Source organism: Botrimarina sp., from assembly GCF_040219535.1.
Classification (GTDB): domain Bacteria; phylum Planctomycetota; class Planctomycetia; order Pirellulales; family Lacipirellulaceae; genus Botrimarina.
In genome coordinates this window covers 630138-646085 of sequence record NZ_JAVJSH010000012.1, presented here as the reverse complement: position 1 = coordinate 646085, position 15948 = coordinate 630138, and the positions used below count along the sequence as shown (strand labels likewise).

The 15948-nt window shown below is 70.0% G+C and carries 15 protein-coding genes; 6 read left to right on the top strand and 9 right to left on the bottom strand.

Features of this window, described 5'->3' with window-relative positions:
- The first annotated feature begins 6 nt into the window (after window positions 1-6).
- The 5 genes from RIC11_RS06825 (at window position 7) to RIC11_RS06805 (ending at window position 4782) form a co-directional block, all read left to right on the top strand.
- Window positions 7-804 carry a Nif3-like dinuclear metal center hexameric protein gene (locus tag RIC11_RS06825; protein ID WP_350209630.1) on the top strand — a complete coding sequence of 266 codons (798 nt, stop codon included), beginning with the start codon at window positions 7-9 and terminating at the stop codon, window positions 802-804.
- A gap of 131 nt (window positions 805-935) precedes the next feature.
- Window positions 936-1715 carry a glycosyltransferase family 2 protein gene (locus RIC11_RS06820; RefSeq protein ID WP_350209628.1) on the top strand — a complete coding sequence of 260 codons (780 nt, stop codon included), beginning with the start codon at window positions 936-938 and terminating at the stop codon, window positions 1713-1715.
- A 49-nt stretch (window positions 1716-1764) separates the two neighbouring features.
- Window positions 1765-3330, top strand: coding sequence for a hypothetical protein (locus tag RIC11_RS06815; protein ID WP_350209626.1), 1566 nt, complete (start codon window positions 1765-1767; stop codon window positions 3328-3330).
- 50 nt (window positions 3331-3380) lie between these two features.
- Window positions 3381-4145: an HAD family hydrolase gene (locus RIC11_RS06810; protein ID WP_350209624.1), complete on the top strand. Its 765-nt coding sequence runs from the start codon at window positions 3381-3383 to the stop codon at window positions 4143-4145.
- Window positions 4146-4218: 73 nt separating this feature from the next.
- Window positions 4219-4782 (top strand): antibiotic biosynthesis monooxygenase, encoded by a 564-nt coding sequence (locus RIC11_RS06805; protein ID WP_350209622.1) that lies wholly within the window; start codon window positions 4219-4221, stop codon window positions 4780-4782.
- A 214-nt stretch (window positions 4783-4996) separates the two neighbouring features.
- On the opposite strand, the gene RIC11_RS06800 is transcribed toward RIC11_RS06805, so the two are convergent.
- Window positions 4997-5248 (bottom strand): hypothetical protein, encoded by a 252-nt coding sequence (locus RIC11_RS06800; RefSeq protein WP_350209620.1) that lies wholly within the window; start codon window positions 5246-5248, stop codon window positions 4997-4999.
- A 605-nt stretch (window positions 5249-5853) separates the two neighbouring features.
- Here RIC11_RS06800 and RIC11_RS06795 point away from each other — a divergent pair.
- On the top strand, window positions 5854-6870 hold the full coding sequence (locus RIC11_RS06795; RefSeq protein WP_350209618.1) for an IS110 family RNA-guided transposase: 1017 nt from the start codon (window positions 5854-5856) through the stop codon (window positions 6868-6870).
- 481 nt (window positions 6871-7351) lie between these two features.
- On the opposite strand, the gene RIC11_RS06790 is transcribed toward RIC11_RS06795, so the two are convergent.
- The 8 genes from RIC11_RS06790 to RIC11_RS06755 form a co-directional block, all read right to left on the bottom strand.
- Window positions 7352-7762, bottom strand: a complete 411-nt coding sequence (locus RIC11_RS06790) for a hypothetical protein (RefSeq protein WP_350209616.1) — start codon at window positions 7760-7762, stop codon at window positions 7352-7354.
- Between the two features lie 621 nt (window positions 7763-8383).
- Window positions 8384-9175 (bottom strand): GDSL-type esterase/lipase family protein, encoded by a 792-nt coding sequence (locus RIC11_RS06785; RefSeq protein ID WP_350209614.1) that lies wholly within the window; start codon window positions 9173-9175, stop codon window positions 8384-8386.
- Window positions 9175-9669: a transthyretin-like family protein gene (locus RIC11_RS06780; protein WP_350209612.1), complete on the bottom strand. Its 495-nt coding sequence runs from the start codon at window positions 9667-9669 to the stop codon at window positions 9175-9177. Before RIC11_RS06780 ends, RIC11_RS06785 begins: the two co-directional genes overlap by 1 nt.
- On the bottom strand, window positions 9666-10802 hold the full coding sequence (locus RIC11_RS06775) for a DUF1559 family PulG-like putative transporter (RefSeq protein WP_350209610.1): 1137 nt from the start codon (window positions 10800-10802) through the stop codon (window positions 9666-9668). The genes RIC11_RS06780 and RIC11_RS06775 overlap by 4 nt, the downstream gene beginning before the upstream one ends.
- Complete coding sequence (locus RIC11_RS06770; protein WP_350209608.1) at window positions 10802-12382, bottom strand: hypothetical protein; 1581 nt, start codon at window positions 12380-12382, stop codon at window positions 10802-10804. The genes RIC11_RS06775 and RIC11_RS06770 overlap by 1 nt, the downstream gene beginning before the upstream one ends.
- Before the next feature lies 1 nt (window position 12383).
- Window positions 12384-14063, bottom strand: coding sequence for a FecR domain-containing protein (locus RIC11_RS06765; protein ID WP_350209606.1), 1680 nt, complete (start codon window positions 14061-14063; stop codon window positions 12384-12386).
- Entirely contained in the window at window positions 14060-14632 is a 573-nt protein-coding gene (locus RIC11_RS06760) for a sigma-70 family RNA polymerase sigma factor (RefSeq protein WP_350209604.1), read from the bottom strand. Before RIC11_RS06760 ends, RIC11_RS06765 begins: the two co-directional genes overlap by 4 nt.
- Before the next feature lie 170 nt (window positions 14633-14802).
- Window positions 14803-15702, bottom strand: a complete 900-nt coding sequence (locus RIC11_RS06755) for a LamG-like jellyroll fold domain-containing protein (RefSeq protein WP_350209602.1) — start codon at window positions 15700-15702, stop codon at window positions 14803-14805.
- Between the last annotated feature and the right edge of the window lie 246 nt (window positions 15703-15948).

Sequence of the window (15948 nt, the reverse complement as noted above, 5' to 3'; positions counted from 1 at the left end):
CCCCGCATGCCGACCATCGCCGACGCCGTTTCGTTGCTCGAAGAGATCGCCCCGCCCGTCCTGGCCGAAGAGTGGGACAACGTGGGTCTGCTGGCCGGCGACCCGGCGGCGCCGCTCCACAGGGCGCTCACGTGCCTGACCCTCTCGCCGGACGTCGTCGCCGAGGCGGCCCACGCCCACGCCGACCTGGTCGTGACCCACCACCCGCTCCCCTTCCGCGGCGTGAGGTCGCTCTCGACCGAGGGGATCGACGGCGGCTCGCTGTGGCGGCTGGCGCGGGCCGGCGTGGCCGTTTACAGCCCCCACACGGCCTACGACTCGGCCGCCGGCGGCGTGAACGACCAATGGGCCCAGCGGGTCGGGCTGATCGATGTCGTGCCGCTCGTCCGCTCGCCGATCCGCGAAGAGGTCTGTGGCGTCGGGCGGATCGGCGACCTGCCCGGCGGCCGGTTCGCAGCGCTCGTCCAAGCGGTGCGGCAAACCGTTAGCCCCGCGGCGGTGCTCCGCGTCGTCCCCCCGCCCGACGGCGCGGCTCGGCGGGTGGCGATCGCTTGCGGCAGCGGCGGCTCGCTGCTCGACGCGGCCCTCGCGGCCGGCTGCGACACGCTGCTGACCGGCGAGCTGGGCTTCCACGAGTGCCTCCGCTGCCGCTCGCTCGGCGTGGGCGTGGTCCTCACGGGCCACTACGCGAGCGAACGCTTCGCCGTGGAAAGCCTCGCGGTGCGACTCGCCGCCGAGCTGCCGGGCGTCGAGGTGTCCGCTAGCACCGCCGAGCGCGACCCCCTGTCGCCGGCCGCCATGTAGGCCCGCCACGCCCGCCGGTTTTGACCTTTTGCCCCGGCTGCCTAGACTGCCCCTCGGGCGTGTCCGGCGCGTGGTCGGACGGGTCTCCCGCCGTTTTGCTCCCGCCGCTGTCTTCCCGCCGAGGTCTTCCCTTGCGACCCCGCCGACTGCTGACCGCACTGCCCGTCTTTAACGAGGCGCAGCACTTGTCGCCCGTGCTCGACGAGGTGGTCGCCCACGCCGACGACGTGCTGGTCGTCGACGACGGGTCGACCGACGCCACGGCCGAGCTGCTCGCCGGGCGGACCGACGTGCGTGTCGTCACACACGAGCCCAACCGCGGCTACGGCGCCGCGTTGCGGACCGCGTTCTGCTACGCGAAGAAGCACCGCTACGACGTGCTCGTCACGATCGACTGCGACGGGCAGCACGAGCCGCAACGCATCCGCCAGCTGGCCGACCTGTGCCGCGACGGCGTCGACATCGTGTCCGGCAGCCGCTACCTCGACCCGTCGCTCGCCGGAGGGCTCTCCCCCCCCGAGCAACGCCGCCGCATCAACCGCGCGATCACCGCCGAGATCAACGAGCGGCTGGGCCTGTCCCTCACCGACGCGTTCTGCGGCTTCAAGGCTTACCGCGTGCGGTCGCTCGGGCCCCTCCGCTTGGCCGAGGACGGCTACGCGATGCCGCTCGAGCTGTGGGTGCAGGCGTCCCACCACGGGCTGAACGTGATCGAGACCCCCGTGCCGCTGATCTACCTCGACGAGAAGCGCTCCTTCGGCGGCGAACTCGACGACGCGCGGCGCCGGCTACGCCACTACCGCGAAGTGATCGACCGCGCGATGGCCCGGATCGCCGTCGCGCCGCCGCTGCGGTCGGACGACCCGTGCGCGGGGCTGCTCGCGTCGGGCGTGGCGATGCCCTCGAGCTGACGCCGGCCGCCTGACCCTCGCGGCGGGGTTCCGATACGATCCGCCTTCTATGGCGCCACCACCGAAGCCCCGCGCACCGAGCGAGAACGACCGCGCGCTCATCGCGCCCGGCTGGGCCGAGTTGCTCCAGCGGCTCGCCGCGCCGCCGCCCGCGCCGGCCGACTCGCAACTGGCCGGCGAGTCCGCCACGCGGCTGCGGGCCGACGCGCGGCGCGAGCTCGTCGCGCTGGCCGCGGCCTACACCGGCCGCTACGCATCGGCCCCCGCGCGGCCCTTCACCGACGAAACGCCGCTGGTCCTTTCTGGCCACCAGCCGGAGCTGTTCCACCCCGGCGTGTGGTTCAAGAACATCGCGCTGGACGCGCTCGCCAAGCAGGCCGGCGCCGTCGGCGTGCACCTGCTGATCGACACCGACCTGTGCCAGGCGCCCGGCGTGCGCACGCCGACCGGCTCGCTCCAAGAGCCACGCGTCGAGCCCGCGCCGCTCGACGCACGCGGCCCGTCGGCGCCGTACGAGCAGCGGCCGATCCACGACGCCGACCTGTTCGACTCGTTCGGAGAACGCGTCGCGTCGCTCGTGGCGCCGCTCGTCCGCGATCCGCTCGCGCTGAGCCGGTGGCCCCTAGCGATCGAAGCGCGCCGACGCGGCGCCACGCTCGGGCAGGCGCTGTCGGAGTACCGGCACCGCATCGAGCTCGGCTGGGGTTCGCAAACCCTCGAGCTGCCGCTTAGCGCCGCGTGCGACGGCCAAGCGTTCCGCTGCCTCGCTGCCGAGCTCCTCGCGCGGCCGGCCCAAACCCGCGCGGCCTACAACGCCGCGCTCGCCGAGTTCCGCCAGCGGCGCCGCCTCCGCAACGCCGCCCAGCCGCTGCCCGACCTGGCCGAGGCCGACGGCCTGGTAGAAACGCCGCTCTGGGTTTGGTCGGACGACACGCCGGCGCGGCGGGCGCTCTTCGCATCGCTCCGCGACGGCCGCTTGCGACTGACCGACCGCCACGGCTGGTCGGCCGACGGGCCGGCCGACGCCGCTTCGATCGCCGCGTGGATCGCCGAACTCCGCCAGCGCGGCGTGAAGCTCCGCAGCCGCGCGCTGGTGACCACCCTCTTCGCCCGGTTGCTGCTCGCCGACCTGTTCCTGCACGGCATCGGCGGGGCGCGGTACGACGAGGTGACCGACCGCTTCGCGGAGCTGCTGCTCGGCGTGCGGCTCCCTTGGCACGCGACCCTGTCGGCCACGCTCCGCTTGCCGATCGAGCACGGCCTGCCCGGCCCGACCGAGCTCCGAGGGCTGCGGCAGAAACGCCGCGACCTGCGCTTCCACGGCGAATGGTTCTTGCCCGAGGGCTCGCCCGCGGCCGACGCGGCCAGCCAGAAGGCCGACTGGATCGCCCAGGCGAAGACCCCCGCCAACGCGGCCCAGCGCCACGCCGGCATCACCGAAGCAAACAGCCGGATGCACGCGGCGCTCCGGCCGCTGCGAGAAGAGACCGACGAAGCCATCGCCGCCGCCCGCCACGGCGTTCGCGCGCGGCGCGTGCTCGACTCGCGCGAGCACTCGTTCTGCCTGTTCCCCGAGGCCGACCTCCGCCGCCGCCTGGCGGCCCTCTGCCCCTGACCCGCGCCCCGCCCCGCCCCAACCGCCTCGCGCCGCCGAGCCCCTCTCTGATGAACGATCCCCCCAACTGGCAAGCCGTGATCTGCGACCTCGACGGCTGCCTCGCCAACGAGAAAGGGGGCGCGATGGACCTCGTGCGCCTCGGCCGGATCGCCGAGCACAACCGCCGCGTCGAGGCGGCCGGCGAGGGGCCCACCGTCACGGTCTGCACCGGTCGGCCCCAGCCGTTCGCCGAGGCCATGTGCCGGCTGCTGGCGAACAACACGCTGCCGTGCATCGCCGAGAACGGCGTCTGGCTCTACCACCCCGGCACGAACCACTACGAGCGCGACCCCGCCATCACGCCCGACCACGCCGACGCGGTCGTGGCCGCGTCGAAGCTGCTCAACGAGCGCTACGCCGGCCGCGGCGTGACCCAGCAACCGGGCAAGACCTCGTCGGTCACGCTCTTCCACCCCGACCGGCAGGTCTTGATCGACATCCAGCCGGAGGTACGCGACCTGCTCGCCCAGCGCGACTGGCCGTTCCGTGTGTCGATGACCTGGGACTACATCAACTGCGACCTGAAGCACGTGTCGAAGTCGACCGGCCTCGCGCGCCTGTTCCAGCGGACCGGGCTCGACCCCGGGCGCTGCCTCGGCCTGGGCGACACGATGAGCGACCTGCCGATCGCCGAGGCCTGCGGCTGGTTCGGGTGCCCCGCCAACGCGGCCGACGAGATCAAGCAGCACGCCGACTACGTGTCGCCCGAGGAAGAGGTCGCCGGCGTGCTCGACATCCTCCGCCAGGCCGGCGCGCTGCGCGGCCCGGGCTGAGTCCGGCGCGTCAGGCCGATCCGCCGGCGCGCCCGCCCGGCGAGCCCCCCACCCCACCGAGCCACCACCAAGCGTGCCCCAAGTCCACATCGCTATCACCCGCCGGGTGCGGCCCGGCCAGGAGGCCGCGTTCCAGGCCGCTTTGAAAGAGTTCGCCAGCCAGTCGCTCGGCTTCCCGGGCACGACCGGCGTGCACCTGGTCGGCCCCGTGGGCGGCGACGAGCGGGACTACGGCATCCTCCGTTCTTTCGAGAGCGCCCAGGCGTGCGAGTCCTTCTACGCGTCGGACCTGTTCGCCGACTGGATGCGCGGTACCGAACACCTCGCCGAGGAGCAGTGGGTCCGCCAAGAGCTCACCGGCATGGAGGCCTTCTTCCGCGGCCGCGGCGCGCCGCCGCCCCGTTGGAAGATGGCGGTCGTTACCTGGCTGGGGGTGTATCCCACGGTGCTCGTGTGGTCGGCCGTGCTCGCTGCGCCGATGTCGGGGGCGCCCCGCTATGTCGCGACCGCGATCTCGATCGCGCTTTCGGTCGTGACGCTGACGTGGCTCGTCATGCCGCTGCTGACGAAGCTGTTCGCCCCGTGGCTGAACCGCCACGCGCCGCGCCCCGTCGCGCATCGCAGCACGCCCGACTGACGCCCCGTCGCGAAGCGGGCAGCCGGGGGAACCTCGCGCGATTGACTCACGACGCAAACGCTGATCGACTTCTTGTGGAGGTCGACGCCGACGTACTTCATGACGGACTCCTTCTGATGGGAACGGGGTCGTTGAACAATCCTCGTTTACCACCGAATCGAAGGACCGCCTACGCGGCGCGGCCTCCTCTCATAGGTTCACCCGGCTGGCCTATTCAATAGGCGTTAACTTCATCTCCTTGAAGATTGACGTATATGCCCCGCCCTTCCTCCAAACTCTCCGCTTTATCCAATACCGCACGGCCCACTTCAATGCCTCCAACCTTGACCGAATTACAACCAAATCCCGCGATCGCAACAGCCTCGGCACGTCCATCTGATCGTAGCAGTTGTATTTCAATATGATCATCGAATTCGGAAACTTCTGGCGGACCGAGGCGAACTACAAAAAGGCGAACGTCTTGCATTATGGGTCTCCAGGCAAACGGAGTCGATCCGTCGGTTCTGGGCTATATACACCAGTACGCCATCTCCAGTATGCCGATTGCCGGGTGCCATGCCCACCTCCGAAGGAGATGGGCATGCGAACCACCGAGGCGGCCTCTCATGCTTTTCCGCTTCGTGGGTGATCATGAGCGGCATGCCTCGTGGCGATGCGCGTCCACATGCTCATCCGCTTCGCATGTGAGCATGGCACCTCGGCTTGGATGTAGCGGATGTCGGCACAAGCGGAGAAACTGCCCCCAAGCTAGAGTTTACCGTCAGGGCGTTCGGCGACGACTGGTAGGCCCTGAAAATTAAACGCGTCGCGAAAGTTTCTCTCGATCCTAGCTTGCTCTTCATCATCAAGAATTGATTCTGCCGTCATGTCATCCCATCGCCTGCAAAAACTTGGCGACACAAGCAAGCACGGTTTGCCAGCATTCATTCCATCCTCAACTTCGACGGTAAGAGTGCGATTGCCCTCGCCGGGTGAACCTATGAGAGGAGGCCGCGCCGCGTAGGCGGTCCTTCGATTCGGTGGTAAACGAGGGTTGTTCAACGACCCCGTTCCCATCAGAAGGAGTCCGTCATGAAGTACGTCGGCGTCGACCTCCACAAGAAGTCGATCAGCGTTTGCGTCGTGAGTCAATCGCGCGAGGTCCAGCAGTCGAGGCGTTTCTGGTGCGTCGAAGAGCACCGGATCGAGGCGTTCTTCCGCGAGCTGGGCCCGTGCCGGGTCGTTGTCGAGGCGACCATCGGCTACGAGTGGTTCCTGCGGCTGGTCGAGCCTCACACCGAGCGCGCCGTGCTCGCCCACCCGGGCAAGCTCCGCGTGATCGCCCAGAGCACCCGCAAGAGCGACAAGCTCGACGCGCGCGTGCTGGCCGAGTTCCTCGCGCTAGGGATGATCCCCGAGGCGCACCGCCCCACGCCGCGCGTACGCGACCACCGGGCGTTGGTGCGTCACCGGCAGCACGTGCAGCAACGGATCACGGCGACCAAGTCGAAGATCCGCCGCGTGCTCTGGGACTACAACGCGGACCGGTCTGACTTGTTCACGCGGCTCGGCCACGAGTTCCTGGATCGGCTCGAGCTGTCGCCCGCCGATCGGTTCCGCGTCGAGCAATTGCGGAAGCACCTGGCGTTCCTGCAAGAGCGGCTGAAAGAGGCGAACGAGCAGCTCCGTTCGTTCGCCAAGGAGGGGGTCGACCAGGAAGTTCGCTATCGCGAGCTGCTCCGCACCATCCCAGGCGTCGGCGAGGTGACCAGCGAGGTGGTGCTGGCCGAGCTAGGCGACCCTTCTCGCTTCCGCTCGAGCAAGCAGGCGGTCGCGTACGCGGGGCTCGCGCCGGGCTGGCGTGAGTCGGCGGGCAAGCGGAAAGAGCTGTCGATCGAGAAGAAGGGCTCGAAGCTGCTGCGTTGGGTGCTGGTCGAGTCGGCGTGGCAGGTCGTGCGTTACGACGCACGATGGCGAAACCAATTCGAGCAACTCGCGAAGCGGACCGGCAAGAAGAAGGCGATCGTCGCCACAGCGCGTCGGCTGCTGACGGTGATGGTGGCGATCCTCCGCAGCGGCGAGCCCTACCAACCGGGAGCCCTCGCCTAAGGACAACACACAACCGGCTACCGGACGCAGGCGACGACACGGGACGACCCCGAAGCATGGCATGGCGACGCGTCCTCACCGACACGATCGCCGACCGGGTGAATGGCGGCGTCCCTTCGAATACCGTTCCTGGAGGCGTTCCACCGAGGGCGACCTCCGAATAGATGCCCGAGCGCACCTCGTCCAACCACCGAATCGAAGACCCAAAACGGGTTGACGGCTGAACCTCCATAGATGCCATGCCCACCTCCGTAGGAGATGGGCATGCGAACCACCGGGGCGGCCTCGCGTGCTTATCCGCTTCGCGGCTGCGTGTCGCGCCCGCCTGGTGGTGAAAATGATCGGCACGCCTCGTGACGATGCGGGTTCCCATGCTCATCCGCTTCGCGTGTGAGCATGGCGCCGGCTCGACGCCAGCCGAAGAACTCGAACAGTTCCTGCCGGAAGTGTGGAAACGCGACGACGCTGCCGAGCCGATGGATCAGTCTTGATCGCCGCTGACAATACTCCGACTCGCTGCCGACGGAGTATCAGCAAGCTTCACGAGCTGAAAAGCATCGTTATTCCTATCGCCTGGTTCGATCGATACCACGTTGCCTACTTTATGATTGGAGAGGCAGATGACGTACCGCGACAGCATTCTCATCGCTTCTTCCACGTTGGGAATGTGTCGGCCTGTATCGACGAGCTTGGCGAATAGGTCGTTGGCAGTAATCGGTCGTCCGACGAATACCATCATCGCGAACTCAGAAAACCGATTCGACTGAAGGTCGAAGAAGCGTACGCGTTCGTTCTCGACGATCGGCACGACGAACCCGCCTCCCCGCCCTTTGGGATTCGAAGGGTCGAAAGACGTCAGCAGCTTCTTCGCGGTCGGCGTCTCTTCTCTCATAGTTTCACCATTCCCATGGACGATAGTATCTGTGGTGAGTGTCATGCAAGTCCGTAGGATGGGGTGCTCGCACCCATCTTCCCGGCGCCGATCGGCGGGCCCGTTGCCTACTCCCTCCGCTCTCGCTCATCGCCCCGCCACTCGTCGGCCGAACCCCAGTCGGCGCCGTACTCGCCGAGGCGGACGCTGGCCGTCGTACGCGTAGAAGGCGCCACGCCGAAATCTTCTGCGACATCGGCGACGTGCGCCTGCTGCAATCGCGGTGGCACGAGGCCGAGGTGAACCTTCGTCAGGCGCTGGCCGCGGCCGAGGACCCGGCCCCGGTCCAGCAGCGGCTGGCGGAACTCGACGGGAGGGTGGCGGCCCCACGAAGGCCGGCGGCGCCGCGGCGACCAAATAAGCCGGCTCGGCCGCGCCGGTGGGCGACAATAGCGACTCGCATGGCTTACGGAGACACACCCCCCCACCTGAGAGGGGGCAGCCCGTTGACGTGTAACGCATGCGCAACCCTCGGCGCGACAACGGGTTAGCGTCCCAATCGCCCCGTTGAAGCGTTACACAACACATTCTCACGTGTTGCGTTTGTTTCAAACGGGCTCGCGGCATGCCGCCGAATGTGGCTTATTCCCGCCGCGGGCCAAAGCAGGCGAGCCGCCGCACGGCCGGTTCTAGCGCGTCGGCCAGGCGTCGGTAGCCCTCTTCGGTCGGGTGGAGCTTGTCGGCCATCCAGCGGTCGGGGATGCGGCCCTCGGCGTCGACGAACAGGGCCGTGCAATCGAGCAGATCGACGCAGGGCGAGTCGGCCACCGCAGCGAGGCGGCGGTTCACCTCGGCCGCCGCGCGGCGGTGGGGGGCGCCGCTCGACTCGCCGCAGGGGAGCACCGAGAGCAGCAGCACGCGCGAGGTGGGCATCTCGAGCCGGAGAGTCCGGACCACCTCAGCGACGCCCTCGGCGGTCTCCGACGGCGAGTTGCGGCCGTTCTTCACGTTGTTCGTGCCGATCAGCAACACGACGACCTCCGGCGCCATTCGGGCGTAGCCGCCGTGGTCGAACCGCCACAGGAGCGACTGCGTGCGATCGCCGACCACGCCGAAGTTGGCCGCGCCGAGCGGCTCGAACCGTGCTCGCCAAACCGCTTGCCCGACGGTCGACCACCGCTCGGTGATCGAGTCGCCGAGGAACAGCACCCGGGGCCGCTCGGTCGCGGCGCGCTGGGCCAGGGCGCGGCAGCGGCGGTCGAAGCGGTCCCACTCCAGCGGAGCGGGGAGGACCGCGGTGTTGGGGGCCGAGGGCGGGGCCGCGGCGGACGGCTTCGGCTCTTCGGCGACAGCGACCGCCGCGATGGCCACGAGCAGCAGCGCAAGAGCGGCCGGCGCCAAGGCGAGCGGCCCCGCGGTGGCGCCGGGCGCCATCACGGCCGGCGCCCCGACTCGAGGGCGAAATCGGCTTGGTCGGTCCCCTCGGCGGGCACGGTGAGCCGGAGCGACCCGTCGAATGCCTCGGCGGGGAGCTGGCTGGGGCCGCGTAGGGGGGCGTCTTCGCGGCCGGCCACGTACCGGTCGTTGAGCTTCTTGATCCGCACGACGTGGGTCCCGACCACGGCGCCCGGCCGCGGCGGGGAGACCAGCTCCAGCTCGTAGTGGCCGGTGTCGTCGGTGACGGCGAACGAACCGACCCCGGCGTCGGGAGCGTCGGTCGGGCTGATCGGCTGCGTGTTGACCCGGGCTCCGGCGAGCGGGGCGCCGTCGAGCGTCACCACGCCGGAAACCGGGGCGACCGAGCGGGAGTCGCCGCAGCCGGCCGCGACCAGCGCTAGCAGGCCCGCGGCGCCGGCGAGCGTCGCGGGGCGGGCGGCGGCCTTCGAGCCGGCGTGCCGCGGCGGAGCAAAGCGGGCGGGCGAGGTCACAGGGCGCCGGTGGGCTCCTCGCCGGCGATGGTCGCCAGCGACGTCAGCAGGCTCATGTCGATGTCGTCGGTGACGAACCGGGCACTACCGTCGGACAGGGCGAAGTGCATCCCGTCGGGGTGCACGCTGCCCCAGCCGCGCTTGCAGGCCTCCGGGTCGCCGGTGGTGATCTCGCAGCGGCACGTGTCGGGCAGCAGCGTGCCCGAGAGCGGCTGCACCTGCGACATCGAGTACGACGTGTACCCGTACGCCCAGAGCGTCTGGCGGCGGAGCGTGTCGGTGAGGGTCCCCTCGCAGAGCCCCGACGTGGCGGAGGAGAGCACGCTGTGCCGCTCGCCGATCATGAGCGTCTTGGACAGGCCGTCGGTGATGCGTCGCAGCCGCACGGGCTCGGTGATCGACCGCGGCTCGAGTTGGGCGACCGCCGAGCCTTGCCGACCGGTCGCCAGGTCCACCGCCAGCAACGACGGGAAGGGTCCCATCAGCTGCCGGCCGTCGTACTCGCCGAACGGCTGCGTCTGCCAGCCGCCGGGCGCGACGCCGCCGCCGGTGAACGGCGGGCTGCTGGTCCAGTCGCAGGTGACGCTCTGGTCGCTGTCGTTCCAAGCGCCGGCCACGGCGCGGTACGAGCCGCGGGCCCAATCGACGTTCTGGCCGGGCCCGGTGATCGGCCGCACGAGCTCGTCGGTCCCGAGGTCGGAGGGGCACTTGTAGCTGGCGATCTGAGCGACCCGCACCAGCGAGTTGTCCAACCCGTCGTTGTCCAGGTCGCGGGGCGCGGTGACCGGCTCGTCGGGGTCGAAGTTGTCGTAGACGTTCTGCTCTTCGATGAAGGGCAGGATCGCGATCGCCCAGTTGGCGTAGGTCGGCGTCTGGCAGCACCCGCCGGGCGAGCTGCCGCCGGGGGGGAGCTCGCCGTTGGCGGACTCGTAGTTGAGCACCGCCTTGGGGATCTGGCTGATGTTGTTCAGGCAGGCGGCCCGCCGGGCCGCGGCGCGGGCCGCTTGCACGGCGGGCAGCAGCAACGCGACGAGCAACCCGATGATCGCGATCACCACCAGCAGCTCGACCAGCGTGAAGCCGGCGGGCGGCTCGCGCCGCCGGGCCCGTTCTGTGGTTCGGGGAGAGAGCATCACCGCCTCCTGAGGGAGAGGGCCAGGCACGCCGTGAGGGCGCCGAGCAGGGCGGCCGGCTCGGGCACGGCGGCCGCGTCGGCGCCGGCGCCGTAGTTGTCGGCCCACTGCGTGTACTGGCCGGCGCCGATCGTGCCGCCCAAGGGGTCGTTCGGCAGCGTGGCGGAGGTCCCTTCGGCGTCGCGCCAGAGGGTGTAGTCGGCCGCGTCGACTCGGCCGTCGTCGTTGTAGTCGCCGAAGAGCCCGCCCAGGCTGGCGTCGAGCAGGGCGAGGTCGTCGGCGTCGACGTCGTCGTCGCCGTCGAGGTCGCCGTCGGCCCAGCCGAACACGCCGGCCGCGTCGAGGTTGACGAGCAGCGCCGACCGGTCCGCGGCGTCGACCAAGCCGTCCAGGTCGAGGTCCCCGTAGTTGGTGCCGAGGATGTTGAGCACCAGCTCGTCGACGTCCAACTGGTCGAGCACGTTGTCGGTTCGTGTGATGCTGAACTTCTCGGGGAACGAGAGGTCGAGCCCGGGGATGCGGTTGACGCCGAACACCGGCTCGAAGTCGAGGATGCCGTTAAAGTTGTTGTCCGGCACGTCGGGCAACGACTCGTTGAGCGTGAGCACGTTGATCGCCTCGGTCAGCAGGTCGATGTCGGCCGCGTCGACCATCTCGTCGGTGTTGAAGTCGGCGGGGTGGTACTTCAGCACGTCCGGTCCGGTCATCGTCCACTCGCTGAGGAGCAGCTCCCCCACCCCGCCCGATCCCGGGAACGTGACGCCGACCCGGGTCAGGTCGAACGACCGCGGCGAGCGTGAGAAGAACGGCTCGAAGCTGGCGTTGGTCCAGCCGTTGGCGGCGCTGGGGTTCTCGTCGAGTGCGACGGGCAAGCCGCCGACGTTGGCTTGCGTGCCCCACGTGTTGACCGGCAGCGCGCCGATCTCGCTGGCCGTGGGGCCGATCGGCAAGACCCGCGACCCGGCCCCGTTGATGTCGACCAAGCCGGGGAACGCCCCTTGGACGAACGAGACCGTCCCGCCGGCCCCGTCCTCGTACCGCCCCGAGCGGGTCCGGGAGCCGGTGTCGAAGTTGATGCGGAACCGGGCGTCTTCTTGGCTGACGCGGACCGGCACGGTCACGTTGATGCCGAAGTCGAAGTCGGGGATCGGCTCGTCGCCGCTGGCGGTCCCGCCGCCGCTGTTGCCGAGGCGCAGGCCCTTCGCGGCGAAGATCAGGCCCGAGAAGTACCCGCCCGGGGTCGTGTCCGTGACCGTCAGCCGAGCCGCGTTGTCGCCCGCGCCGTTCGGGCCGACGCCCTCGACGATGTCGGCGACGATCTCGTCGGGGGCGCCGCCGAACGAGCCCCAGAAGGCGCGCTCGCCGGCGATCGCGTCGTCGAAGTCTTCGGAGAAGCCGGTGGTCAGGATGCTGACCGGGCCCGGCGACGAGTCGGAAGAACCGTCGAACGAGATCGTGAACGAGTTCTGAACCGGCGCCGAGAACGCGCCCTGGGCGCGGGCCGGGCGGGGGTCGAGGAGCACGGCCACGAGCGCGACGAGGGCGATCGCCGCGGGGGTCCGCCTGAGTCGGAAGGTCATCTCAAGCACCTGGGGTAGTTGTCAGCAGGGGGTGTGGATCGTTGAGCGGTTTCGGCGTGAGGGCGAGCGCGCCGGGCGCCGACGGCGTGCTCGGCCGCCCGCGGGCGACGCCCGTGTCGAGCGGGGTGGCCGCGATGCCGTACATGCTCACGGCGAGCTCTTGCATCGGCAGCGCGCCGAGCGTCACGACGCGGGGCGACGGCACGTCCCGCACCCAGATGTCGTGGACCGTGTCGATGCTGACCGCGGGCCCGAAACCTCCGCGGGCCATGCCGACACGCCGGTAGTCTTCGTCGACGCCGATCTTGTCGCCCGTGTCGGCGAAGTTGTCGGTGAGCCAAGCGGGGGGATCGAGCCGCCGGTCGAACATCACGTACAGGCGGGCCGGGGCGGCGAGCTCGACACGGATCTCCACGTCGGCCTCCCACTTGTCGGCGTTGAAGGTCTGCACGTAGTCCGCCCCCAGCAGGTAGGCGGGGATGCCGGTCGCTTTGAGGCCGTTCCATTGGTGGAAGCGGTCCACGTAAGCGCGGGCCTCTTCTCGCAGGCCGCCTCGAGAGATCTGGTAATACTGGGCCGCTTGCGGGGCGCGGAGGTTGTCCCAGACGCGTCGGATCAGCGGCGGCCGCGGGTCGAGCGGGCCGGGGCCGGCGCTGGCCGGGTACGCGTCGGCGTGGATCGACACGATCCGCGAAGTGGCGCCGTCCGGGTCGACACGCAGCCCCTCGCCCGACCGCAGCAGACGGATGTCTTCCCGCGCCGAGCGGCGCGTGGCGTTGCGGCGGTCGGCCGCCGTGCCCGAGCGGTCGACGTACTGCAGGTCGACCCGCCCCTCGAACACGACCACGTCGGTCGTGCCGGCTTGCTGGTCGACGTCGACGCCGAACTCGGTCCCCAGGTCGGTCACCTCGGTGGTCGGCGTTTCGAGGACGAAGCCCCGCGCCGACTCGCCAACTCGGGCGCGGACCGCTCCGCGTCGGGCGCGGACCCGCATGGGGGAGAGGAGGTCCAGTTCCGCCGGGCCCCGCATGACGACCACCACCCCGCTTGTGAGCGTCAGCTCTGCGACCCCGCGCTGGAGACTCAATTCTTGGCCGGCGACCAAACGCCGGGGCACGGCGCCGCTGCGCGACGCGTCCCACCCCTCGTTGCCCCAAGCGGCGCCGCTGGCGTTGCTGAGCACGCCGATCGCCTCCTCACGACCACCGCCAGCCCCCGCAAGCACTCCGCCGTCCCGGGCGCCGAACAACGCCGCCGAGTAGGCCACGGCGAGCAAACACCCGGCCACGGCCAGCCAAGCCGAGGCGCGGAGGCCCCGCGTCAGCCGGGCGCCGCCGTACAGCGTAGACTTCGTGACCGACCGCTGGATCTCGGCGGCCGCCTCGTCGAACAGGCCCCACAGCTCGGCCATCTCGGCGCCGCAGGCGCCGCGTTGCGGATCGGGGGCGGGCTCCGCGCCGCGGGACGCTTCCGCCGCGTGCCCTTCCAGGGGCAACAGCGTGGTAGCGTGGCGCGCTTCGAGCAGGGCGTGCAGCTCGACGCACTCCGCGTAGCGCTCGGCGAGGGCCGGGTCCTTGCGCAGCAGGCGGCACAGCTTCGCCGCGGCGGCTTTCGGGTCGCTGCCGTCGAAGAGCTGGCCGACGAGGCGCTCGACCGCTTGTCGGTTGTCAGGGGGGGTCATGTGGCCAACTCCTTGGCGAGCTTCCCTTCGATGCAGCGGAGCAACGCCGCCCGGATGCGGTGCAGCGTGACGGCGATCGAGCCGGGCGTGCGGCCCGCCCGCTGGGCGGCGAGCTGCACGGAGCCGCCCGGACCGTAGCGGTCGTGCAGCCGCGACCGCTGCTGCTGGTCGAGCCGCTTGAGGCACTCGTCGAGGGCGACCGCCCGCTCGTCGTGCGACTCGAGCCGTTTCGTGGCGGCGTCGGCGACCAGCTCCATCGTGCTGTCGTCGAACAACAGCTTGTCGCGGCCCCGCCTGCGCCGCTCGGTGAGCACCTCGTAGTAAGCGACCTTGCACGCCCAGGCTTGGAAGCTCGTGCCGGGCTCGAACTGGTCCGCTTTGCGCCACAGCACGACGTTGGTCTCTTGCAACACGTCGCGGGCCCTGTCCGGGTCCGGCAGCAGCGCCAGGATGTAGACGTACAACCGGTTCTGGCACTCGGTCAGGCGGCGCACGAACTCGTCGGTGACGCCCGCCGTCGCGGGGGCGTCGGGCGGGTGCTTTTCTGCGTTGGCCCTCGGCTGCGTCATCGGTTTGCTGGCGGGTTGCGGAGCTGTTTCCTCAGCGAGCTGTTCGCCGGGCGAGCCTGCCAAAGAACCCCGGCCGCGCTCGGCGAGCGGGGCTCGCCAGCGACGGCTCGGGGTCTCGTTCCTCAGCTATTCGCCGACAGGGTTACGCGGCCTGCCGCGCCGGCGGCCTGCTAGCCCCGGCGGCGGGCGCCGCGGCGGAGGCCGGCGACCACGGCGAGGCCGGCCAGCGCGGCGCCGGACGGCTCGGGGATGCCGAGCCGGTAGAGCCCTTGGACCTCGGCCGCGGTGAGCACGTCGTCGTAGACGCGGATGTCGTCGAGCCAGCCCTTGAAGTGCGCGTCGGCCGTGCCCCCTTGGGCGATCCGATTGTTGCGGGCGCCGATGAACATGCCGGGGGCCTCCCAGGGGAGGATCGGGCTCTTGGCCGGGTCGGCTTCGAGCGCGGCCTCGGTGATCACGGTGCCGACCGGCGCGCCGTCGATGTAGATCTGCACGTCGTCGGCGACCGTGCCCGACGCGTCGACGCGCCAAGTGTACGCCAGGTGGCGCCACTCGCCGTCGTTCCAGCCGGTGGGGAACCGCTCCTCGTTGGTCGAACCGGGCTCTTCGTGGCGGAACTTCAGGCGGTTGTTGGTCTCCGTGCCGTCGTGGGTGCGGATAAAGATCTGGACGCTGCCGGCGCCGTTGGTGTCGATTTGAAACGACATGCGGTCGTCGCCGCCGAAGGTGGCGGGGTTGCCGTTCTGTTGGCCCATGAAGACGCGGCTGCCGCTGGGGCCGCCGTCGCCGCGGACCCACAGGGCGACCGTCCCCTGGTAGTACGCTCCGCCCGCGCCGGGCACGGCGTCCACGCCGGCGCTAGCGAAGTCGTCGAAGCCATCGAAGTAAGCGGCGCCATCGCCGACGATCGCGCCGCTGTCGATGAACGTGCCGTTCTGGAGCGTCGAGTCGAGCGCCGGGTCGGCCGAGTTCGTGTAGTCGCTGTCGAACGTGAAGTGGGAAATCAGATCGGCCCCGCTGGCGATCGAGGCGGCCAACAACAACGCAGCGGCTGAAGCGAAGACTCTCATTAGATGCATGCTCCCTTGGGAAACCGGCCACGCAGGCCGTGCCTGCCGAACGGCGCCCAGCTGTAGAAGAGAAAGGAACGCGAAAGCGAGTTGCTATGGATCAGTCAACGAAAAGCAAAGGAGGAGAAGCTGCTGCCGGCCGAGTCGTGCCGCGGCCGGGGGCTCACGAAGCGGCCGGACGAGCCGGGTCGCGATCGCTCGATGGTTTTACCGACCCCACGGCTGACGCCATTAACGCAAAAATGA

Coding starts and splice junctions, on each gene's coding strand:
- RIC11_RS06810 (WP_350209624.1), top strand. CDS start 3,381: ATGAACGATCCCCCCAACTGGCAAGCCGTGATCTGCGACCTCGACGGC.
- RIC11_RS06825 (WP_350209630.1), top strand. CDS start 7: ATGCCGACCATCGCCGACGCCGTTTCGTTGCTCGAAGAGATCGCCCCG.
- RIC11_RS06815 (WP_350209626.1), top strand. CDS start 1,765: ATGGCGCCACCACCGAAGCCCCGCGCACCGAGCGAGAACGACCGCGCG.
- RIC11_RS06800 (WP_350209620.1), bottom strand. CDS start 5,248: ATGCAAGACGTTCGCCTTTTTGTAGTTCGCCTCGGTCCGCCAGAAGTT.
- RIC11_RS06795 (WP_350209618.1), top strand. CDS start 5,854: ATGAAGTACGTCGGCGTCGACCTCCACAAGAAGTCGATCAGCGTTTGC.
- RIC11_RS06755 (WP_350209602.1), bottom strand. CDS start 15,702: ATGAGAGTCTTCGCTTCAGCCGCTGCGTTGTTGTTGGCCGCCTCGATC.
- RIC11_RS06785 (WP_350209614.1), bottom strand. CDS start 9,175: ATGGCGCCCGGCGCCACCGCGGGGCCGCTCGCCTTGGCGCCGGCCGCT.
- RIC11_RS06770 (WP_350209608.1), bottom strand. CDS start 12,382: ATGACCTTCCGACTCAGGCGGACCCCCGCGGCGATCGCCCTCGTCGCG.
- RIC11_RS06775 (WP_350209610.1), bottom strand. CDS start 10,802: ATGCTCTCTCCCCGAACCACAGAACGGGCCCGGCGGCGCGAGCCGCCC.
- RIC11_RS06765 (WP_350209606.1), bottom strand. CDS start 14,063: ATGACCCCCCCTGACAACCGACAAGCGGTCGAGCGCCTCGTCGGCCAG.
- RIC11_RS06790 (WP_350209616.1), bottom strand. CDS start 7,762: ATGAGAGAAGAGACGCCGACCGCGAAGAAGCTGCTGACGTCTTTCGAC.
- RIC11_RS06760 (WP_350209604.1), bottom strand. CDS start 14,632: ATGACGCAGCCGAGGGCCAACGCAGAAAAGCACCCGCCCGACGCCCCC.